General features: G+C 50.9%; 15 protein-coding genes. 7 read left to right on the top strand and 8 right to left on the bottom strand.

Translation table 11 applies throughout. The features are described 5' to 3' along the window. Nucleotides 1-38 precede the first annotated feature (38 nt). Both ACO0LK_RS17580 and ACO0LK_RS17575 read right to left on the bottom strand, forming a co-directional pair. Nucleotides 39-1,325 carry an LLM class flavin-dependent oxidoreductase gene (locus ACO0LK_RS17580; protein ID WP_422977266.1) on the bottom strand — a complete coding sequence of 429 codons (1,287 nt, stop codon included), beginning with the start codon at nucleotides 1,323-1,325 and terminating at the stop codon, nucleotides 39-41. Nucleotides 1,326-1,329: 4 nt separating this feature from the next. Continuing rightward, nucleotides 1,330-3,597, bottom strand: a complete 2,268-nt coding sequence (locus ACO0LK_RS17575) for a TonB-dependent receptor (RefSeq protein WP_422977264.1) — start codon at nucleotides 3,595-3,597, stop codon at nucleotides 1,330-1,332. Between the two features lie 200 nt (nucleotides 3,598-3,797). On the opposite strand from ACO0LK_RS17575, the gene ACO0LK_RS17570 reads away from it, so the two are divergent. Next, nucleotides 3,798-4,841: a LacI family DNA-binding transcriptional regulator gene (locus ACO0LK_RS17570; RefSeq protein ID WP_422977263.1), complete on the top strand. Its 1,044-nt coding sequence runs from the start codon at nucleotides 3,798-3,800 to the stop codon at nucleotides 4,839-4,841. A gap of 73 nt (nucleotides 4,842-4,914) precedes the next feature. Then, nucleotides 4,915-5,868 (top strand): sulfonate ABC transporter substrate-binding protein, encoded by a 954-nt coding sequence (locus tag ACO0LK_RS17565; protein ID WP_422977261.1) that lies wholly within the window; start codon nucleotides 4,915-4,917, stop codon nucleotides 5,866-5,868. A 70-nt stretch (nucleotides 5,869-5,938) separates the two neighbouring features. Here ACO0LK_RS17565 and ACO0LK_RS17560 read toward each other — a convergent pair whose 3' ends face one another. From ACO0LK_RS17560 to ACO0LK_RS17550, 3 genes are read right to left on the bottom strand one after another with little or no spacing between them, the layout of a single operon-like run. Next, nucleotides 5,939-6,805 (bottom strand): polysaccharide deacetylase family protein, encoded by an 867-nt coding sequence (locus ACO0LK_RS17560; protein ID WP_422977259.1) that lies wholly within the window; start codon nucleotides 6,803-6,805, stop codon nucleotides 5,939-5,941. A gap of 40 nt (nucleotides 6,806-6,845) precedes the next feature. After that, a complete protein-coding gene (locus ACO0LK_RS17555) occupies nucleotides 6,846-7,562 on the bottom strand; it encodes an SDR family oxidoreductase (RefSeq protein WP_422977257.1) in 717 nt (238 codons plus the stop codon). 15 nt (nucleotides 7,563-7,577) lie between these two features. Next, a complete protein-coding gene (locus tag ACO0LK_RS17550; RefSeq protein WP_422977255.1) occupies nucleotides 7,578-8,114 on the bottom strand; it encodes an ester cyclase in 537 nt (178 codons plus the stop codon). Between the two features lie 151 nt (nucleotides 8,115-8,265). Here ACO0LK_RS17550 and ACO0LK_RS17545 point away from each other — a divergent pair, with 151 nt between their 5' ends. Next, the gene (locus ACO0LK_RS17545; RefSeq protein WP_422977253.1) at nucleotides 8,266-9,174 is read left to right on the top strand and encodes a LysR family transcriptional regulator; all 909 of its coding nucleotides are present in this window, start codon (nucleotides 8,266-8,268) and stop codon (nucleotides 9,172-9,174) included. A gap of 114 nt (nucleotides 9,175-9,288) precedes the next feature. On the opposite strand, the gene ACO0LK_RS17540 is transcribed toward ACO0LK_RS17545, so the two are convergent. Beyond that, the gene (locus ACO0LK_RS17540; protein ID WP_422977251.1) at nucleotides 9,289-10,236 is read right to left on the bottom strand and encodes a hypothetical protein; all 948 of its coding nucleotides are present in this window, start codon (nucleotides 10,234-10,236) and stop codon (nucleotides 9,289-9,291) included. Nucleotides 10,237-10,594: 358 nt separating this feature from the next. Here ACO0LK_RS17540 and ACO0LK_RS17535 point away from each other — a divergent pair, with 358 nt between their 5' ends. From ACO0LK_RS17535 to ACO0LK_RS17525, 3 genes are all read left to right on the top strand, one after another. Further along, nucleotides 10,595-13,045, top strand: a complete 2,451-nt coding sequence (locus ACO0LK_RS17535) for an eCIS core domain-containing protein (protein WP_422977249.1) — start codon at nucleotides 10,595-10,597, stop codon at nucleotides 13,043-13,045. Nucleotides 13,046-13,266: 221 nt separating this feature from the next. Further along, complete coding sequence (locus tag ACO0LK_RS17530) at nucleotides 13,267-13,767, top strand: MerR family transcriptional regulator (RefSeq protein WP_422977247.1); 501 nt, start codon at nucleotides 13,267-13,269, stop codon at nucleotides 13,765-13,767. Next, the gene (locus tag ACO0LK_RS17525) at nucleotides 13,688-14,731 is read left to right on the top strand and encodes an aldo/keto reductase (RefSeq protein ID WP_422977245.1); all 1,044 of its coding nucleotides are present in this window, start codon (nucleotides 13,688-13,690) and stop codon (nucleotides 14,729-14,731) included. The genes ACO0LK_RS17530 and ACO0LK_RS17525 overlap by 80 nt, the downstream gene beginning before the upstream one ends. A gap of 122 nt (nucleotides 14,732-14,853) precedes the next feature. On the opposite strand, the gene ACO0LK_RS17520 is transcribed toward ACO0LK_RS17525, so the two are convergent. After that, on the bottom strand, nucleotides 14,854-17,379 hold the full coding sequence (locus ACO0LK_RS17520; protein WP_422977243.1) for a TonB-dependent receptor: 2,526 nt from the start codon (nucleotides 17,377-17,379) through the stop codon (nucleotides 14,854-14,856). 228 nt (nucleotides 17,380-17,607) lie between these two features. Here ACO0LK_RS17520 and ACO0LK_RS17515 point away from each other — a divergent pair, with 228 nt between their 5' ends. Next, complete coding sequence (locus ACO0LK_RS17515) at nucleotides 17,608-18,042, top strand: cupin domain-containing protein (protein WP_422977241.1); 435 nt, start codon at nucleotides 17,608-17,610, stop codon at nucleotides 18,040-18,042. A gap of 40 nt (nucleotides 18,043-18,082) precedes the next feature. On the opposite strand, the gene ACO0LK_RS17510 is transcribed toward ACO0LK_RS17515, so the two are convergent. Continuing rightward, on the bottom strand, nucleotides 18,083-18,703 hold the full coding sequence (locus ACO0LK_RS17510) for an SLATT domain-containing protein (RefSeq protein ID WP_422977239.1): 621 nt from the start codon (nucleotides 18,701-18,703) through the stop codon (nucleotides 18,083-18,085). Nucleotides 18,704-18,748 lie beyond the last annotated feature (45 nt).

Below are 18,748 nucleotides of genomic sequence, written 5' to 3'. Positions count from 1 at the left end.
CACGGTGGCCAGCATACCTCAGAAAAAAACAGCGAAAACTATTTTTTTGGTAAGGCCAGTCCCAGATTGTCACGCAAGGTCCTGCCTTCATAACTGCGCCGGAACAGGCCTCGCTTTTGCAATTCCGGCACCACCAGTTCGGCAAAATCTTCCAGCCCGCCTGGCAGATACGGTGGCATGACATTGAAACCGTCCGCTGCTTCGTTTTCAAACCACAACTGTATCTGGTCGGCGATCAATTCTGGCGTGCCTATCAGCGTAAAGTGACCACGGCCACCGGCGATGCGCAGATACAGCTCACGTATGCTCAGGTTTTCCCCCTGCGCCAGTTGGGTCAGCAATTTTTGCCGGCTTTGCTGGCCATTGTCGGTCAGGGGTAATTCTGGCAAGGGTTCATCCAGCGGATAAGCCGACAAATCAAAATTGCCTATCATACGGCCCAGCAGCGCCAACCCATCTTTCGGGACAACCAGGTCTTGCAATAGCTGGAATTTCTCTTGCGCTTCTTCCTGTGTTCTTCCCACCACAGGGAACAGGCCGGGCATGATCTTCAGACTGTCGGCAGGCCTCCCGGCATGTACCACCCAGCTTTTCAGGTCGCGGTAAAAAGTCTGGGCAGATGCCAGGTTGGGGTGTGCGGTAAACACAACATCCGCCGTTTGTGCCGCCAGATTCTTGCCTGCTTCCGAACCGCCAGCCTGCACCACCACCGGTTGTCCTTGCGGACTGCGGCTGACATTCAAAGGCCCGGCAACAGAAAAATGATCGCCCTTGTGGTTCAAGGCATGCAGTTTATCTACATCGAACTGTATGCCTTTTTCCTTGTCATTCAAAATGGCATCGTCTTCCCAACTATTCCACAGACCTTGCACCACCTGATGAAATTCCCTGGCCCTGGCGTAGCGTTCGCCATGGGCGACATGGTCGCTGCGGCCAAAATTTGCGGCCTCACTGGCGTTGTCGGATGTCACCAGATTCCAGCCGGCACGCCCGCCCGAGATGCGGTCCAGCGAGGCAAATTTACGGGCGACGTGGTAGGGCTCGTTATAGGTAGTGGTGGCAGTGCCGATCAGGCCGATATGCTCGGTCACTGCCGCCAGTGCTGACAGTAGTGTCAAGGGCTCCAGACCACCGACGCCGCTGGTCAGGGCAACACTGTCGGCAAAGAAGACCGTATCAAAACAGGCGCGCTCTGCCGTCTGTGCCAATTTTTTATATAGCGCAAATGGGTCACGACCACTATCGGCCTGCGGGTGCCGCCAGGCAGCCACATGATGACCGTTATGCAGCAGGAATGCGCCCAGTTTCAATTGACGTGTTGCCATGGCTTCAGAAATCCTTTCTGAAGTTGACACCGAAATAGCGCTGGTCATCGCGTGGTACCGCACGTGTCACCGTATTGGTTCCGTTCACCAGGTTGGTCGCATACGATTTGTCACCCAGGTTCTTTGCGATCAAGGCCAGACGCCAGCCATTTTCTGGTGCAGCCAGTGCCACACTGGCATTCCACAAACCAACGCTGCCCTGTATCGTGGTGGCAGACTGGAACAGGTCATACTGCACCTTGCTTTGCCAGCTGAAATCGGTCGCCAGATCCACCTGCAAGCCATTGCTCAGTGGTACCACATAGCTGGCGCGGGCAAAGGACTTCCACTTCGGTGAAAACGGTAATGTCTGGCCATTCAAAGAGCAGGATGCTGCCGCTGCCACCGGGCAGTTGAACTGGTCTATGCGTGCATCCACATAGGCCAGCGAAGCACTCAGGTTCAGACGGGATATCGGCCTGGCTTCCAGTTCCAGTTCAAGCCCACGGGTAGACACGTCACCGGCATTGATCAAACGGGTTACCACGGCACCAGCCACGGTGTCATAGAAGTTGGCCTGATAATTCGAGTAGTTGGTTTGGAAGGCAGCCAGGTTGATGCTCAGCTTGCGGTCCAGCAGCAAGGCCTTGAGGCCGATCTCAAAAGAATCTGACAATTCGGGTTTCAATGCCAGCGTGTCACGATTCAGCATATTGAAAAACACATTGTATGCAGGCCCCTTGTAGCCGCGAGACAGTGTGGCATAACTGCTGATGTCGTTGCTGATATCAAACTGCAGACCGACGCGACCAGAAAACGCACTTTCTGTGGTGGAACCGGCATTCGCCGTTGCCGGTTGTACGCCAGGGAAGGCCACAGTCTGGGTAGAAATACGTGCATGTGCATAGGCCAGCTCATCACGGGTCCAGCGCAAACCCGTCAGGACCTTCCATTGCGGGCTGAATTTGTAATTGCCTTCACCAAACAGCGAATAACTGTCACTCTTCACGCTATACGGTGCATAGCCATAGTTGATGACACCTGGTGCAGTGGTAACGATGCGCTGGTAAGTTTCTTCATCTTTTCCATGCAGGTAATAGGCACCGGCAACATATTCAAAGGCCGTATCTTTCGGCGATGCGACACGCAGTTCTTGTGAAAACTGACGGAAGTGCAAGGTGCCGATATCACGCGTTGCCGGGAAGGATGCATTGATACGCGTTACATCCGCACTATTGCCGATGGCCGATGTGGTAGTGCGTTGTTCGTTATCCCATTGTCTTGCAGCGGTAATGGATGTCCAGGTATAGCCCTGGTTGCGCCAGTCCACCTGCGCTGACAAACCCTTGTTAAAATCAGTGATGGCATTTGGCAGATCATAGACTACCGAGCGATTGTTCAAGCCGGGTTGCACTGGTGCGATGGCTTGTAGCAAGGCGGCATTGCTGGATTGCAGTACCGCATAAGTCGGCGAACTGGTGGAACGCAGATAATCTGCAATGACACTGACATCCAGATCTTTATTGGGTGTCAGCAGAAACTTTGCACGCGCGCCTTGACGGTCATAGCCATTCACCTTCTTTTTCGTGCTGACGTTATCGATGTTGCCATCGTAAGAACTATCCAGCGCAGTGAAGGAAGCACTCAGCAGCTCTGGTGATAGGGTGCCAGAAATACCGGCACGCAGACGTTTCTCATTGCCTTCAAAATAAGATGCATCGACAAAGCCTGTGGTTTCTTTGCCTGGCTTGCGGCTGATAATATTCAGCACGCCGGAAGATGCATTCTTGCCGAACAGGGTGCCTTGCGGACCACGCAATACTTCGATGCGATCAATATCCAGCAAGTCCAGCGTGGCCTGACCCGGACGGGCAAACACCACGCCATCCACCACGGTGGATACCGTAGGCTCTACACCTGGCGATGTCGAAATAGTGCCTATTCCACGGACAAAGATGGTCGAATCCTTGTTGCCACCCTGCTGACGAAAATTCACGCTGGGCAATTCAGCAACAATGCTGTCTATGCTATTGCGATTTGCCTGTTCCAGCAGATCACCATTCAGCACCGATATGGCGATCGGCACCGAACGCAATGAAGCTTCACGCCGCGTTGCTGTCACGGTGACAGAGGGCAGCGTCGCCTGTTCATCAGCGGCTGGGCGGATGCTGCTTTCTTCAGCCACAGCCACACCCGAAACGGCACCCATCGATATGGCGGCACCGGCAAGCACACTGCCCCATTGCTGATAACGCCGCTGTTGTGAAAACTTATTCTTTGTATTGACTTTCATACTAAATCCTTTGATTAACGACCGTTGCACACACTCTTATTTGAATTGGTAATAAGCATCGAAAGAAATGCAACTTCGTTCACACAACAGCCGCTGCTAGAATTCGATGGTACCGATACCATTTTTAGTTTCTGTGATGCAGATGGGTTCAGTCAAAGAATTAAAACAATCATCGATATGTCTTTTGGAAATATGCAGAGATGACACAAGAAAGCGAAGCACGAAAACGCCGTGGATCAGGACGCGCCACCATCCATGATGTGGCACGGGCGGCTGGTGTCGGCTCCATCACGGTATCGCGCTACTTCAAGCAACCGGCGCAAGTGTCAGCGGCACTCAGCCTGCGCATTGCCGCAGCGGTAAAAAGCCTGAACTACCTGCCGAATCTGGCGGCAGGCGGGCTGGCGTCTACCCATGCGCGGATAGTCGGCATGGTGATACCGAATATCTCGGGGCCGATCTTTGCACACACGATACAAAGTTTTAGTGATGTACTGAGCGCACATGGTTACCAGCTATTGCTGGCATCCAGTTATTTTTCTGTTGAGCAGGAAGAGGCGGCGGTACGTACCTTCCTCGGCTGGTCACCGGCAGCACTGGTGGTGACCGGGCAATACCACACCAGGGCCACTGTGCAATTGCTGAATACAGCCAATATCCCGGTGGTGGAAACCTGGGATTACCAGCCGCGCCGCAAATACATGCAGGTAGGATTCTCGCATTACGAAGTCGGGCAACAGGCTGCACGCTACCTGTTGAAGAAAGGCTACAAACGCATCGCCTTTGCACAGAACAGCGTGGCAGGTGATGAAAGCGCCATAGATCGCCGTGATGGCTATGCCGATATCATGCGGGAAGCGAATCTGGAACCCTGGTTCTTTTTACCCACCGCTGCCACGCCTTTTGACGCTGGCAAGCAGGCCATGGAAACCCTCGCCATGCGCAAGCGCAATGCTGCCCAAGCCATCATCTTTGCCAATGACAACCTGGCAGCATCCGCGATTCTGGCAGGGCAACGCGCAGGTATACGCATGCCGGAACAATGTGCGATTGTCGGCTTTGGTGACTATGCCATGTCATCCATGTTATTGCCCAGCCTGACCACCATACGACCACCGGCAAAAGAGATAGGCGAGATTGCCGCCATGCGCATACTCGAAAGCCTGGGTGAAATACCAGCAAGCAAAAACGTACAGCGCCTTAACCTCTTGCAATGCGAACTGCTGGAACGCGAAAGCGCCTGAAACTATCAAAAAAGCTTAAGCCAAGTCAACGCAAACTGAATGCAAATTCAAGACACCATCAAGAAAGTGATTTATGAAAAAATTAGTTTTACTTCTTTTGCTGAAAACCAGCCTGTTGTTCAGTCTGCCTGCACAGGCTGCCGATGACAGGCTGATAGGTATAGGCTTTCAAAAAGGCAGCGGTCTGCTATCCGTCCTGAAAGCGCAGGGTACGCTGGAAAAAGCTCTGGCAGCGCAAAAATTCCAAATCAAGTGGATAGAATTTCCTGCCGGCCCACAATTGCTGGAAGCCTTGAATAGCGGCAATGTAGACTTTGGCCTGACCGGCGCACCACCACCGATATTTGCCCAGGCCGCTGGTGTGGATTTGCTGTATGTCGGCGCGGAACCATCCTCGCCCACCTGCGAAGCCATACTGGTACCGAAAGATTCCCCCATCAAAAGTGTCGCTGAACTGAAGGGAAAGAAAGTCGCCTTCCAGAAGGGCTCCAGTTCCAACCTGTTGATACTGGCCGCCCTGCGCAAGGCTGGCCTGGGTATGCAGGACATACAAGCCATCTACCTGTCGCCGGCAGATGCCCGTGCTGCCTTTGTCAGCGGCAATATCGATGCCTGGATAGTATGGGACCCGTATCTGGCATCAGTACAGCACAGTTTACCGGTCAGGGTACTGGCCGATCATCAGGGCTTGCTGCCAGCGAACAGTTTTTACGAAGCTTCACGTCGCCTGGTAGAAAAACATCCACAGGCTTTGAACATCATCCTGGGTGAACTCGCCACCACCGGTGCCTGGGCCAGCAAGAATCCACAACAGCTTGCCAGCATTATTGCGGCCCAACTGGGCATGCCACTGGATGTGATCAACACCTGGCAACAACGCAGCCGCTACGGCGTCATGCCGGTAAGCGCTGCGGTAGTGAATCGCCAGCAAGAAATTGCCGATCTGTTCTATCAAAACAAGCTCATACCCAGAGCCGTCAAGATCAGTGACAAGGCATGGGTATGGGTGCCAAAGGCGGACAAGTAGACACATCACTGATGTGCGTCGCTTATGTACCTCACTGAGGTACGTCAATGAGGTGCATCACTAATGCATCTTACTTGTGCGGCACATCCGGCAAGCTATGCGCGAGTTCAGCAATCTTGTCCTTGCGCATGAATACCACACCCGGATGTTGCAGCGCATACTGCAAAAACTCGCCAAGCACCTTGACACGGGCGGGTGTGCCGGCGATACGGTCATGGGTGGAGATGGACATCATGCGCCGCCTGTTGCCAGCTTCCATATAGAGCTGATCAAACTCATCGCGCAATTCCTGCCCAAAAGCCTGCGCTGTAAGTGGCCCCTCGGCACCGAAGCGGGCGATGTCATTATTGCGCAAGGTATAGGGCACAATGGCAAAGTCCTGGTCATTGACGCGGGTGAGCAAGGGTTCATCCGCACTCAGATCATCAATGTGATAGCGAAAACCCAGTGACTGCAAGATACCCAGCGTACGCGGCGTACCACGCAGCCAGAAGGCATTGAAGCCCACTGGCCGGGTGCCGGTAGCCGTTTCGATTGCTTCCATATTGGCGACATAGGATGCACGTTCTTCTGCCTCTGTCATGATCCAGTGTGGTGTCCAGGTATGGCCATGGGCAGCCGCCTCATGTCCACGGCTGACGATTTCTCTCGCCAGCTCAGGACGCTGCAAAACTGCCTGGCCAACCATATGTGAAGTGACTGGTATCTTGAACTTGTCCCATAAATCCAGCATGCGCGGTATGCCTTCACGGGCACCGTATTCAAACCAGGTACGCGCCGGCAGGTCTGGCAAATCGGTTTCCTGCATCGCCGGGAAAGGCGCACCATTATGATGTTCACTTTGCGCACCCGATTCAAACTGCATGGAAACCGATATCACCATACGTATGCCATCTGGCCAGAACTGGCCTGGGGCTAATATTAATTTGTTGGACATGATCATCTCTCTCATCCGATAAAAAAATCAGTAAAAAAATTTAAGCAATCAGGGCACCACTGTCGAGATCAAGCACCGCACCAGTCAGGGCACGGGCCTGCATGGCAAACAGATAGGCCGCCGCCGTATCATCATCCGTTGCCACAAACCCCACAGGCAAGGTCTGGCCCAGTTTGGAAAACATGGCACTGCGACTGGCTTCATCAGCAAAGTTCCAGCCCGGGGTATTCACCGGCCCGGGACTGACAGCATACACACGCAATGGCGCCAGTTCTTTTGCCAGTTGCCGTACCGCTGCTTCCAATGCCGCATTGATGACAGTTTTGATGAGCGAATTGAGCGCAGGCTTGCGCCCCAATACACCAGTAGTAAAACCGATGGAACCACCTGCACCCAACTGCGGCGCTGCATATTTGGCCACCAGCAAACTGCCGCGCAGTTTCACCTGCATTGCATTGTCAGCAGCATCAACATCCAGTGTCTGCAATGGCGCAGCAGCAATCGCTGCACCGGCAGTCACCACCACATGATCAAGCGGCCCCGCATGCCGGAAGAAGCTGGCGACCTGTTCTTCATCACGGATATCCAGCACAGCCGTATCCAGCCCCGGCACCTGCCCTGCCGCATCGGCCAGCCGGGCCACATTGCTGCCGGCTATCAATACACTGGCACCCTGCAACCGGGCAGCACGGGCAATCGCCAGACCTATGCCAGAACTACCACCAATAACGACAATGCGCGCTTCAGAAAGTGACATGATTGCCTCCCTTAATTAATGTATGGCACCGAGTTGCTGCAATAAGCTCAGGTTATCTTCCAGATGCCAGTTCTCAGCAATGCGGCCATTGGCAATGCGATAGATATCCGTCGCGATGAAATCCACCTTGCGGCCATCCCCCTGCCTGCCCTGAAAACTGCCACTGAAATGTCCGGTAAAGTGCAGGCGGCCGATCACGCGGTCGCTCACCAACAGCATTTCGTCCACCTCCAGCGTCAAATCCGGCACGGCAGCGCGAAAGTTTTTCGATGCAAACAAGGGGCCTTCTGGCCCTTGTGGCCGGCCGGCAGGCAAGTTCCTGTCCGTGAAATTGTCTGCCAGTGCGATCTTTGCGTAGCGGCTTTCCCCGGTATGCCAGAACGCGTAATAACGTCGTGCTGCCAGCGCCATGTCCTGCCTTTGTGCTGCCGGAATGGAATTGTCGGCAATGACTGCCAGCGGCTGCGGCAAGTTCTCTTCCTGATTGGCTGCCTGTACTTGCAGGCTGGCAGCCACTGTGATGGCCAGGCTGGATAAGAGTTTGGTGAGCATGGAAATATCCTTCAAGTATGCGGTTGAGCGGTATAAATACGGCGAAATGTGCCTGATCGCTACTGTGCTACCATTCCATATAATTGATAATAGACTTTATAGAGTAAGCATCTATTCCAAAAAGGAACAGATGATGTAAAGGATGCGGTAGATGATAGAGCTGGCGGACATGAAGTTATTTGTGCAGGCTGTACTGAGTGGCAGCCTGTCTGCGGCTGGGCGCGAACTGGGGTTTTCACCCGCGGTAGGCAGCAAGCGCATGAGTCGGCTGGAAGCGGCTTTGGGTACGCGCCTGCTGCAACGCAGTTCACGCCGCCTGAGCCTGACTGAAGAAGGCGCGCTGTACTTTGAACGCTGTCAGGCCATCTTGCTGGATGTGGCCAATGCCGAAGCCGAACTGGGGCAAGGCCAGACAGCACCACGCGGACTGCTCAGGATTTCATCCCCCGTGGCACTGGGCAGGCATCATCTGGGTCCGGCCCTGGCCACATTCGCCAGCCAGTATCCGGGCATACAGGTACAGTTATCCCTGAGCGATGACATCGTGGATGTTATCGAAGCTGGCTTCGATTGCGTGGTACGCATAGGTGCCAATACTGATTCACGCCTGGTTGCCCGCAAGCTGGCAGACAACCGTCGCGTCGTCTGCGCCGCCCCCTGCTATATCGCCAGAAAAGGCCAGCCCCAAACACCCGCCGAACTGGGCCAGCATAGCTGCATACTGATGCAGCAATCCAGCGCCATGCATACCGACTGGCATTTTCAATCCACGGACAGCAAACAACAGCAGACCGTACGCATACACGCCAACTGGCTCACCAACAATGGCGAACAGGCCCACGACTGGGCCATCGCTGGCCTGGGCCTGGTCAGAAGATCCATCTGGGACGTCGCCCCCGCACTGGCCAACGGCAGCCTGGTCGAAGTCCTGCCCCAATGGAGCAGCAACAGCGCACCGATACAGATCATGTACCCATCACGCCGCTACCTGCCATTACGGACCAGGTTGTTTATTGATTTGCTGGTGGAGGTGTTTGGAAATAAAGTTGATGAGATTTGAAATGTCTGTCGCCATTACATTGCCTCAATATGCCATTAAAAATGAGGGTCTTGTCAGACCCCATGAACAGAAATGCATCCTCAGTCCATATTCACGACACTACAACACAGGCCATCAAACTGTACGTCTCTTTTTTATGAAATCCAATATACTTTTCCAGCTAATAATTTGATGCGGTTTAGATGTCGCGTCGAATGCCGCAATTGACAGTTTTCTTGACACAGAAAATGCTGCAAATAACATGAGCAGGAACTGTAGTTGAGAGAAATTGAAATTGATCCAGGATTCGTCCATCCGTATATCTGAAAGTAATTTTTCTGCCTGTTTTAAGGAATCCCAATCCTGATCAGAAAAATTCTCTCCTGCTTTATTCAACATGTCCATGTTAAACAAGGCTGTTTGAATATTATCCTGTACGTCTGATTCGCTCCTGTACAGCAACCCATCGCCAGCTTTTGTTAAGGCATTCTGAATTACCAAACATGTTGTTTGGCGATAATATTTTGAAATGCAATAGGAAGGCGGCATCACCTTAGAAGTGATCAAACGCACTTTCTGCAGATTTTCAAATCTCACAGCCACATTGTTTTTATCATCTTCATAGCCAAAACGAAAATACATTCCGATAAAGGCAATAATTGCGATTGCAGAAAAAAACTCAGCCCACAACTTTTGTCGATTAATCAGTTTGCGACAATCAAGATCGGACTTAAGCTCTTCCACGCAAAAACGATTGTAGATTTGAATTGCCATTATCAAAGAACCACCGATAAGAGAAAGTGCCAGACACACGTTCAAATACCGCATTACTGCATGGTCATGCGCCCGGATAAAACATGAAACGACAAAATATTGAGTGCTCACAAGAAGTAGTAATTTTCCTATCCAGCCATTGAGGTAGAGTTTCTTTTTTACGCCCTCTTTCAAACAGGCGTGAAGAAAAAGAATTTGGCGTCGAATCATATTCCCGGAATATCTCAGGATTAATTTGCACACACTTGCAATAGATATAAAAAGACGCTTTGAACGTAAGAGAAACTGGCGAAAAGAAAGTGTCGTCATAGTGAAGTATTCATTGATTTCTTAAAATTTGAGATGTTCTACCCGGACATGGTCAAGCCATACGGACATACGCAAGACTTCGATTCTTTGTCACGTCAAATTCAGTCCTGTCGAACGAATGGTATTTACGTCAGTAAATTTATTCAGTTTTAAATTCATCAAAGTAAACAGAACAATGGGGTAATAATCGCGCCAGATTATCAATATTACCAAGAAGCAACAAAATATTTGAAGAGAACACTTTCTGCAATTGCCTTATTGGCAATTCAATAGTATGCTCAATCACTGCTTTATCCTCACCGTGATCTCAACACAGCAAGAATGCTGGCTGCGTACTTAATAGTAGGGCTAAGGTCGAATGAAAGCGCACACCACTCCTGCAGAAGCAAGCCAGCAAAGCCGGGCCATTCCAGCCCATACACAGGCCACGACCGGTTTTGTTGATGCACGCCCGCAGATGGCCGCACAAATGGCACTGAAAGAAGCAGCGGCGGGAAGCAAGCAGGCCAGGCAATTAAAAACCATGCAAGCAATGCTTGATGCAAGCCCACAAGCAAAGCAATTGCAGGGCATCAAACAATTACAGGCCACGTCCACACCAGACAAGGAAACTGGCCATACCAGTCCTAATCGCACCGGTCTTCCAAACCAGCTCAAGTCTGGCATAGAGTCGCTATCCGGCATGAGCATGGATCATGTCAAGGTGCATTACAACTCGGCACAGCCGTCACAATTGCATGCCCACGCGTATGCGCAGGGTAGCGACATTCACATCGGACCAGGTCAGGAACAGCATTTGCCCCATGAAGCCTGGCACGTCGTACAGCAGGCTCAGGGACGTGTACGGCCCACCATGCAAATGAAGGAGAATCTTCCCCTGAATGATGATCCAACGCTGGAGCAGGAAGCGGATCAGATGGGACAAAAAGCCCTGTCTACACCAGAAAGCAATGTTGCAGGGCCAGCGCTAATACCTCAGGCGGGAAATATTCAAGCAAATATGCTGCAAAGAAAAGTGGGGCTGGAACTGGAGTTTCCTATCATTGCAGATGGACAAGGTATATTGGACGAACCTAAGAACCAAGCGATGTTGAAAGCACCAGAAGATGAAGACCGGGCGAAATTACAGGCTGAATCCGTGCTGGACAAAGATATAAAGATGGTGACTGGAAAAGGTTTCGTTATTTCACCAGATCACAATAGCCGGGTAAACCCGCTCGTGACTTCGACACCAGCCAGAGGATTTGCCAACAACATTCTTGAATACATTTTCAAACCTGCCGTTGAAACGGAAGAAGAAATGTTTGCCGTTCTGGATAATATTTTTGCGCATGTCAGCGATGTTCGCGCTGCGACCAAGGGCTTTACCGAACGCGCACTACTAGGTGGTAATTATTATGCAGGGCCGATCAACACGAAAGGTATAAAGCCGGATGAAATGGATGATAAGGCCTATTCCATGCAGGTTAATATTGGCGTAGAGACACAGAAAATCCCGGATTTACTTGCCCTGTATTCTCAATCAAGCGAATTGGCAGAAACAGAAGATGATGATGGACAAAATGCAGCGAGAATTCATTTCAAGAAATGCCTGATTGAGGCAGTACGTGACGCTGCCGTCATGGAAGAAGCCATGAGGGAACGCGAGGGTAGCGATAAAGAGGTGCCACTGCTTGGATTGAAAGGTATTTTTGCGGTTATGGCACTATATCTTCGGGTGGGATCAGGTGGCGTCCCAGCAGGTGGAACAATCAAAAATTTCACCCCTTTACTTTTGAAAACACCCATTTCAGATCTGGTCGATAAGACTCTGTCTGACGAAGAAAAAATAATCTACACCCGCTATCGAAATAAAATTCTGGCTGTTGCACTTCAACGCGCGAGAGGAGAAGACGCAACCACAGAAGATCCCCTCGTTGATGAAACTAACAGATCAGTGAAGTCTGGCGTTAAAGTTGCTGGCCTAAACCCTACAACATTCAAAGCACCTTTTGTTGTTGGCGGAAAATCCATAGGTGCTGATTCTGTCGGACCTGTGCGCGCCCCCGAAACCGACAGTTCTGTGAACAAGAGAGATAATCGCAGAAAAGGTGGTATTTTCGAAACCCGTATGAGTGGTGGGCAATTTGGATTAAACGAGGCAAAATTAAAAGCCAAAGAAATGTTCACTCGTGTTAATACATTGCACAAAGTCAAAGATACACAACTTCCTACCTATGGAGGAACTGCAAGTTTCAAAGATGGTAGTGCCGGAAAAAAAGTAGAGAAATATCAAGATTATCTTGTATCGGAAGTTGAAAAAGCCCGGGTAGAACTTACGTCCAAAGCAAAACCTAAAAAAGAAGAGATACTCGTAAGAGATAAAAAGGATGAAAAGCAAGAGTTGGTTATTTCTTCTCCGTCAAGTCAGGTAGCCAAGGAAAAACCCAGGGAGCACCGTATAGAATTAAAAGAAGAAAAGCGCCCGGTCAAAGTAGTTGCGAAAGTTACTGCACAGGATACAGTTACAGCATTCGAATCGCTGATCAATGACGTCAAATGGGAAAGTGAAGGCGAAGCATTTATTGGTAAAAAACTTCCCGGCGGTATCGGTAAGTTGCGAAGCATACTCAAAAAAACAAAAATCTCATGGGAGCAAATGTTGACTGAATTAGCACAATCAGCTCAGACAAGTGCCGATGCGGAAAGTACACGCCGTTCTGTTGCTACCGGCATGCTTTATTTTATTCTGGCCAAGGCGGAAGCAATTACCACCGTAGACAAGTTACAGGAAGAAATTCGTACAGTTCGGCTGTACCTGGATGAATAGAAATCGAGGTTCGGCCAAGCCAATTGAGCGATAGACTGACGATACTGTTATCGTCGGACTTGAAATAACTGCGTCATCGTATCGGCGTACCGGAATTTCGAATATTACAAAAATATTTTCAAGTGCTTGAACAAAGGTTTGGCACCGCTCAAGAAGAAAATCAAAATAAGGTCTAATATGGCCTTGACTTAGAGCGCACTCTAACTTCTACACTCCTTGCCATGACGACACCTCTGACCATACAGCAAGCTGCTGCGGTAACCGGATTAACTGTTCACACCTTGCGTTATTACGAACGCATAGGCTTGCTGGATCCGGTGACGCGGCAGGACAACAAGCACAGGTTGTACCGCGAGGAAGATATCCTCTGGATACAGTTTTTGCTGAAGCTGCGCACCACCGGCCTGCCCATACGCGACATGCTGCGGTATGCCGAATTGCGCAGGCTGGGGAATACGCCAGAAAGTCTGTCAGCACGGAACGATTTGCTGAAACAGCATACCCGTACCGTGGAAAAGACGCTCGCTGAACTGCAAAGCAATCTGACGGTCTTGCACCAGAAGATTGCCATGTACGCCAGGATGGAAGCCGCATTGCCAGCGAACGTCGTTACGCAACCATCATTTTCCGAGGACGTTACGAATGAGCACAGCACACACATCAGCAGCCCAAACACCAACACAAACACCAACCCACATACCAACACGCCGGCTGGGCGCTGACGGCCCTCTGGTTTCCGCCATCGGCCTGGGCTGCATGGGCATGAGTGAATTTTATTCCCATCGCGATGATGCCGAATCCATCGCCACCATACACCGTGCGCTGGAACTGGGCATCAATTTTCTCGACACGGCAGACGTGTACGGTCCACACACCAATGAAGAACTGGTCGGCAAGGCGATCAAGGGCAAACGCGAGCAATGTTTTATCGCCACCAAGTTCGGCATCGTACGCAATCCGGCGAATATCCATGAACGCGGTGTCAGCGGTCGCCCGGACTATATACGGGCATCGGTGGAAGCCAGTCTGAAACGTCTGGGCATAGAAACCATAGACCTGTATTACCAGCACCGTATTGATCCCAATACGCCGATAGAAGAAACCGTGGGCGCGCTGGCAGAACTGGTGCAAGCGGGCAAGATACGTTACATAGGTTTGTCCGAAGCATCACCTGCCACATTGGAGCGCGCACACAAAGTGCATGCGATTACCGCCCTGCAAAGCGAATATTCACTGTGGACCCGTGACCCTGAACAGGGTGTGCTGGCCATGTGTCGCAAACTGGGTGTGGGTTTTGTGCCATACAGTCCTTTGGGCCGTGGCTTTCTGACGGGTGCGATTACCCGGCCAGATCAATTTGCTGAAGATGATTACCGTCGCAATAGTCCGCGTTTTCAGGGAGACAATTTCAGCAAGAATCTGCTGCTGGTAGACAAGGTAAAGCAGCTTGCCACGCGTTATGACTGCACACCATCACAACTGGCCCTGGCCTGGGTGCTGGCACAGGGTGATGATATCGTCCCTATTCCAGGTACCAAACGCAGAACCTACCTGGAAGAAAACAGCAAAGCCCTGTCAGTCAAGCTGACGGCCAGTGATCTGGAAGAACTGAATCTCTTGTTCCCAATGGATGCAGCAGCCGGCACCCGTTATACCGCCGAAGGCATGAAAATACTGAATGGCTGAATGGCTGAATGGCTGATTGACGAATCTGTAGCTGTTAAGGGCTGTCATTATCCAGACTAGTGATAGCCCTTCTTTACATATTGTAGGCACATAAAAAGTCAGGTAAAACATGATGCCAGAGCTCAATCCCTGGCAGTTGCCCCCATGCTATAGCGCAAACCCACCCAGATCATGCGTGGTGCACTGGGGGTATAGAAGTTGGTGCCTTTGGCGTCGGAATTACTGTAACCACCATTGGCAGTGATGGCATACGGTCCCAGCTGGCCAGCGGTGTAATAGCGCTGATCAAACAGATTGCTGATGTTGATAAATAACTTCAACTGTGTAGTGGGCCGGTAGCTGCCAGACAGATTGACGACGGCGTAACCCGGCATGCTGCCAGAGCCCAGCTTATTGATGCCATCGGCAACATGGGCGTTATTTTCATTGCCACGCAAAAAACTCTTGCCTATGGCCAGCAATTCAATGCCGGCGGAATAGCGTGTATCGAATTCGTAATTGGCGTGCGCCTTGAAAATCTGTTGCGGTATCAGCGGTATCTGGTCGCCGGGTTTGACAGTGATGTTGCCACTGGCATTGGCCGCACTATTGTACTGCGCCCCCAGACTATCGCTACTCTGGTAAGTCGCCTTCATCCAGGTGTAATTCAATCCGAAGGAGGCGTTATCCAGCTCGCCAGAGATACCTGCTTCCAGCCCTTGCCGTCTGGTCCGGCCAAAATTCTTGAAGTAGCCAGTCGCGGCAGAGTTGGCAACAAAGAGGATGTCATCCAGATTATCACCACGGAATAAACCGGCATTCCAGGTCATTTTTTCTACCAGTTTGCCCAGCAATTTGCCACGCAGTCCTGCCTCCCAGGTTTTGGACACGACCTGCTTCAATGCCGGGTCGCCAGCCATAGAATTAGGCAAACGGCAGCCGAAATCCGGATCGGCACAGCCAAGTTCTATTGAGGTGGGTGCGCGACTACTTTCGCTATAACCCAGGTAGGCATTGATGGCGGTATCTGGCGTAAAGCTGACGCCAAGAGCAGGATTGAAACGCCGGAAATTATGATCACCATCCAGCGAGCCACGCTGTCCACCCTGGGTAGTAGCGTTGTTATAGGGATAGAGCCTGTCAGTATTTTTCAGTGCAGTATTGTTATAACGACCGGACGCCGTAATATGCCAGCGATCATCCAATGACAGGGTGTCGCTGCCGGACAGGCTCCAGGTCGCCGTCTGCCCACTTAAATCGACTCGCTGGTCAAAGGCATTTTCTGAATTCTGTGTGCCGTCTGCATAGGCATTGACAGGGCTAATGCTGCGATCGGCGTTCAGATAGCCGAACTGGCTGGCCTGCGAGAAACGGGTGCGGCTGGCGTCATAGCCTGCGCCGACGACGAACTGATTGCTATACCCGGTGGCCTTGCTCAGGAAACTGAGCTGGCCGCTGACACCATAGTTTTGCTGATGCGTATTCGTATTTGTAATCAGGCCGGTACATTTTTCATTGGGTTCGGTATTCGCGCCGGCCTGGGCAATGCAACGCCAGGTGGGGAAGGCATTGGTGGTGCTGGTCCTGCTGTTGCTGCTTTCAACGACCGGGCTGTATCCATGTGCCAGCAACCAGGCCTTGTCTGCCGCCTGCCCGGTGTAATACACAGATTCACCGAGCGCATCTTCATTCAAATCACCATTGATGGTGGCCGTGCGGGTGTTGCGGTAATACACATTGCCAGCCAGCAGGACATGCTCGCTGAGGCTGGATTTAGCTTCCAGATTGACAAAACCGGCGTGGTTGCGCGTCACATCCGGTTTGGTATAGACGCTGGCATAGTTATTCGCCAGCAACTGCTGTTCCTGCGAGCCATTGCCCGTCATTTTGCTGCTGGCCCATGCATAACTGAGCTTCAGGCCGGTTTTGTTGTCATGCCAGCCCAGCTTGCCAAAGAATTGGCCCAGGCTGGATGGCGAATCATCACGCCATCCATCTTCCTGATAAGCATGCGCTACCATGAACCAGTCCAGCCCACGCTCATTGGCGCCGCCATGTTCCAGACCCAGAGAACGCCGGCCATAGCGCCCTGCACCGATTTCCAATGCGGTACCGGCATCATGCAGACCATCCTTGGTTTGCAGGGACAGGGCACCGCCCAGGGTGTTCAGACCAAACAGAGGGTTGGCACCAGACATCAGAGTCAGTGAAGAAATAGCGTCTTTGGGGATCAGGTCCCACATCACGACGTCACCAAAAGGCTGGTTCAGGCGTACCCCATCCATATAGACGGACAAGCCTTGTGGCGTACCCAGCAAGGGTGAGGCGGTATAACCCCGGTAATTCACATCATTCATGAAAGGATTGCCCTGCACGTCATTGACGTGCACGCTGCCCAGGCTACGATTGAGAAAATCAGAAAAATTCAGGGCACCACTCCTAGCCATGTTACGGCTAGTGGCGGTCTGGACCGCAGCAGGAATCTGCTCTCTGGTCAAGCCCAGGTCCGGCAAAGGTGTGGTGCCTATGATTTCCACTACCGGCGCCGTCGCTATATCTACTGCCATATCTACTGACACGTCAGCCGCCATCCCAAACTTGCCAGCCAGGCCCATGAACAAGGCAGAAAGTAAGCGAACCTGAAGTCTAAGCGCAGTTGGAGCAGGCATGGGTGCACTTTCACAAGTTATGCAATAGATATTAATTTAACATTATTGCAATACTGTTGTCACGGAAATAATGCATGCCGTATCAGCAGGCATCAGGCCCTGCAAACTGTGTTTTTGCGCATGTTTGACGTACGTTTGGCGTACGTTTGGCATATGATCGACGCGACCGTTTTTTTGTTTTCGTTTTTATTGTAGGTATTTTTTACGCCAGGCCACACAGAGGAAGAGATGAAGATATCCACCACACTCATTTGCAGTTTGCTTTTGACCTGCTCAAGATTTTGTATTGCGGCACCGGCAGACCCTGCTCGCCCCATGGTCGTTGTGAATGAAGAAGATGTAAAACGCGATGAACCACCACCCCACGGTGCCATAGGCATGTCCACCGCTTACCGCATCAGTGATGCCGCACCGGCACCGCGCAGTATGGAATTCAGGAAACGTATCCTGCATCCCAAGGCAGAAATTGGCTTGCACCGCATAGACCATGACGAGGTTTATTACGTATTGTCAGGTGAAGGTATAGTCAATTCTGACGGCACGACCCAACCCCTGAAACCGGGCATGGCTGCGTATTTGTACAAGGGTGCCACAGTCGGCATCAAACAAACCGGGGCCCAGCCACTGAGCCTGATTGTCAGTTATCCGAATGCACCCTATTGAGGATTTAAGAATATATCCATTGTTCAAGTCTATCTCGTTGTCACTTCGCTGCTAAAGGACCGAGCCAGAGCCAATAGAGCATACTGCTGAGCAGTACAAAAACTCCGATATATTGAAAATAATTTATGATATACAAAAGAGTAACTTTTATATTTAAATATAAAAACTTCCAATGTCCGAACTTGTAGTTTTCTGGCATATCGAGCTGAGCACGCACATAATCAGCGCGAAAGTCGTTAATGGCGGCAGTTTCATATAGCTTTAAAATGTCGTGGTATTCGTCTTTGAACTTGTTGTATTGTTCTTGCGTACCACTCTCAAGATAAGGGTAAATTTTCTGCTTTAACTCGCCCAACTTTGAAGCACATGAATACATTTTTTCAGATAAGCTAGAAAAGTCATTTTTATCAATAAGAAGCGAGTACACCAATACTGTAATTGATGAAAATACTTGAATTAAAGCCAGATATTTAGACTTAATATTCACTCCAAGTTCGTACGCCTGCATCAACGAAGTTAAGATGAGCGCTAAAGAGATAACAACAATCGTCGCCGTTGAGAGCTTGGTGTGCAACTTTAACCGCCGAGACGAGTGAAAACGAGTTTTCGATGTTGCATCTATCTTTTTATAAAGATTACCAAAATCATTTTCTTTTTTCATCTGCAAGTCTAATTTTGAAATTGTATTGAGATTTTTTATAAAGAT

It is taken from the genome of Undibacterium sp. Ji49W, from assembly GCF_049340205.1.
GTDB lineage: Bacteria > Pseudomonadota > Gammaproteobacteria > Burkholderiales > Burkholderiaceae_D > Undibacterium.
The sequence above is the reverse complement of the archived record's forward strand: the minus strand, read 5'-3'. Positions and strand labels throughout refer to the sequence as shown.

What these genes read in the sequence shown, in the direction of transcription:
- ACO0LK_RS17580 (WP_422977266.1), bottom strand. Translation starts at nt 1,325, where the DNA reads ATGGCAACACGTCAATTGAAACTGGGCGCATTCCTGCTGCATAACGGT.
- ACO0LK_RS17575 (WP_422977264.1), bottom strand. Translation starts at nt 3,597, where the DNA reads ATGAAAGTCAATACAAAGAATAAGTTTTCACAACAGCGGCGTTATCAG.
- ACO0LK_RS17570 (WP_422977263.1), top strand. Translation starts at nt 3,798, where the DNA reads ATGACACAAGAAAGCGAAGCACGAAAACGCCGTGGATCAGGACGCGCC.
- ACO0LK_RS17565 (WP_422977261.1), top strand. Translation starts at nt 4,915, where the DNA reads ATGAAAAAATTAGTTTTACTTCTTTTGCTGAAAACCAGCCTGTTGTTC.
- ACO0LK_RS17560 (WP_422977259.1), bottom strand. Translation starts at nt 6,805, where the DNA reads ATGTCCAACAAATTAATATTAGCCCCAGGCCAGTTCTGGCCAGATGGC.
- ACO0LK_RS17555 (WP_422977257.1), bottom strand. Translation starts at nt 7,562, where the DNA reads ATGTCACTTTCTGAAGCGCGCATTGTCGTTATTGGTGGTAGTTCTGGC.
- ACO0LK_RS17550 (WP_422977255.1), bottom strand. Translation starts at nt 8,114, where the DNA reads ATGCTCACCAAACTCTTATCCAGCCTGGCCATCACAGTGGCTGCCAGC.
- ACO0LK_RS17545 (WP_422977253.1), top strand. Translation starts at nt 8,266, where the DNA reads ATGATAGAGCTGGCGGACATGAAGTTATTTGTGCAGGCTGTACTGAGT.
- ACO0LK_RS17540 (WP_422977251.1), bottom strand. Translation starts at nt 10,236, where the DNA reads ATGACGACACTTTCTTTTCGCCAGTTTCTCTTACGTTCAAAGCGTCTT.
- ACO0LK_RS17535 (WP_422977249.1), top strand. Translation starts at nt 10,595, where the DNA reads ATGAAAGCGCACACCACTCCTGCAGAAGCAAGCCAGCAAAGCCGGGCC.
- ACO0LK_RS17530 (WP_422977247.1), top strand. Translation starts at nt 13,267, where the DNA reads ATGACGACACCTCTGACCATACAGCAAGCTGCTGCGGTAACCGGATTA.
- ACO0LK_RS17525 (WP_422977245.1), top strand. Translation starts at nt 13,688, where the DNA reads ATGAGCACAGCACACACATCAGCAGCCCAAACACCAACACAAACACCA.
- ACO0LK_RS17520 (WP_422977243.1), bottom strand. Translation starts at nt 17,379, where the DNA reads ATGCCTGCTCCAACTGCGCTTAGACTTCAGGTTCGCTTACTTTCTGCC.
- ACO0LK_RS17515 (WP_422977241.1), top strand. Translation starts at nt 17,608, where the DNA reads ATGAAGATATCCACCACACTCATTTGCAGTTTGCTTTTGACCTGCTCA.
- ACO0LK_RS17510 (WP_422977239.1), bottom strand. Translation starts at nt 18,703, where the DNA reads ATGAAAAAAGAAAATGATTTTGGTAATCTTTATAAAAAGATAGATGCA.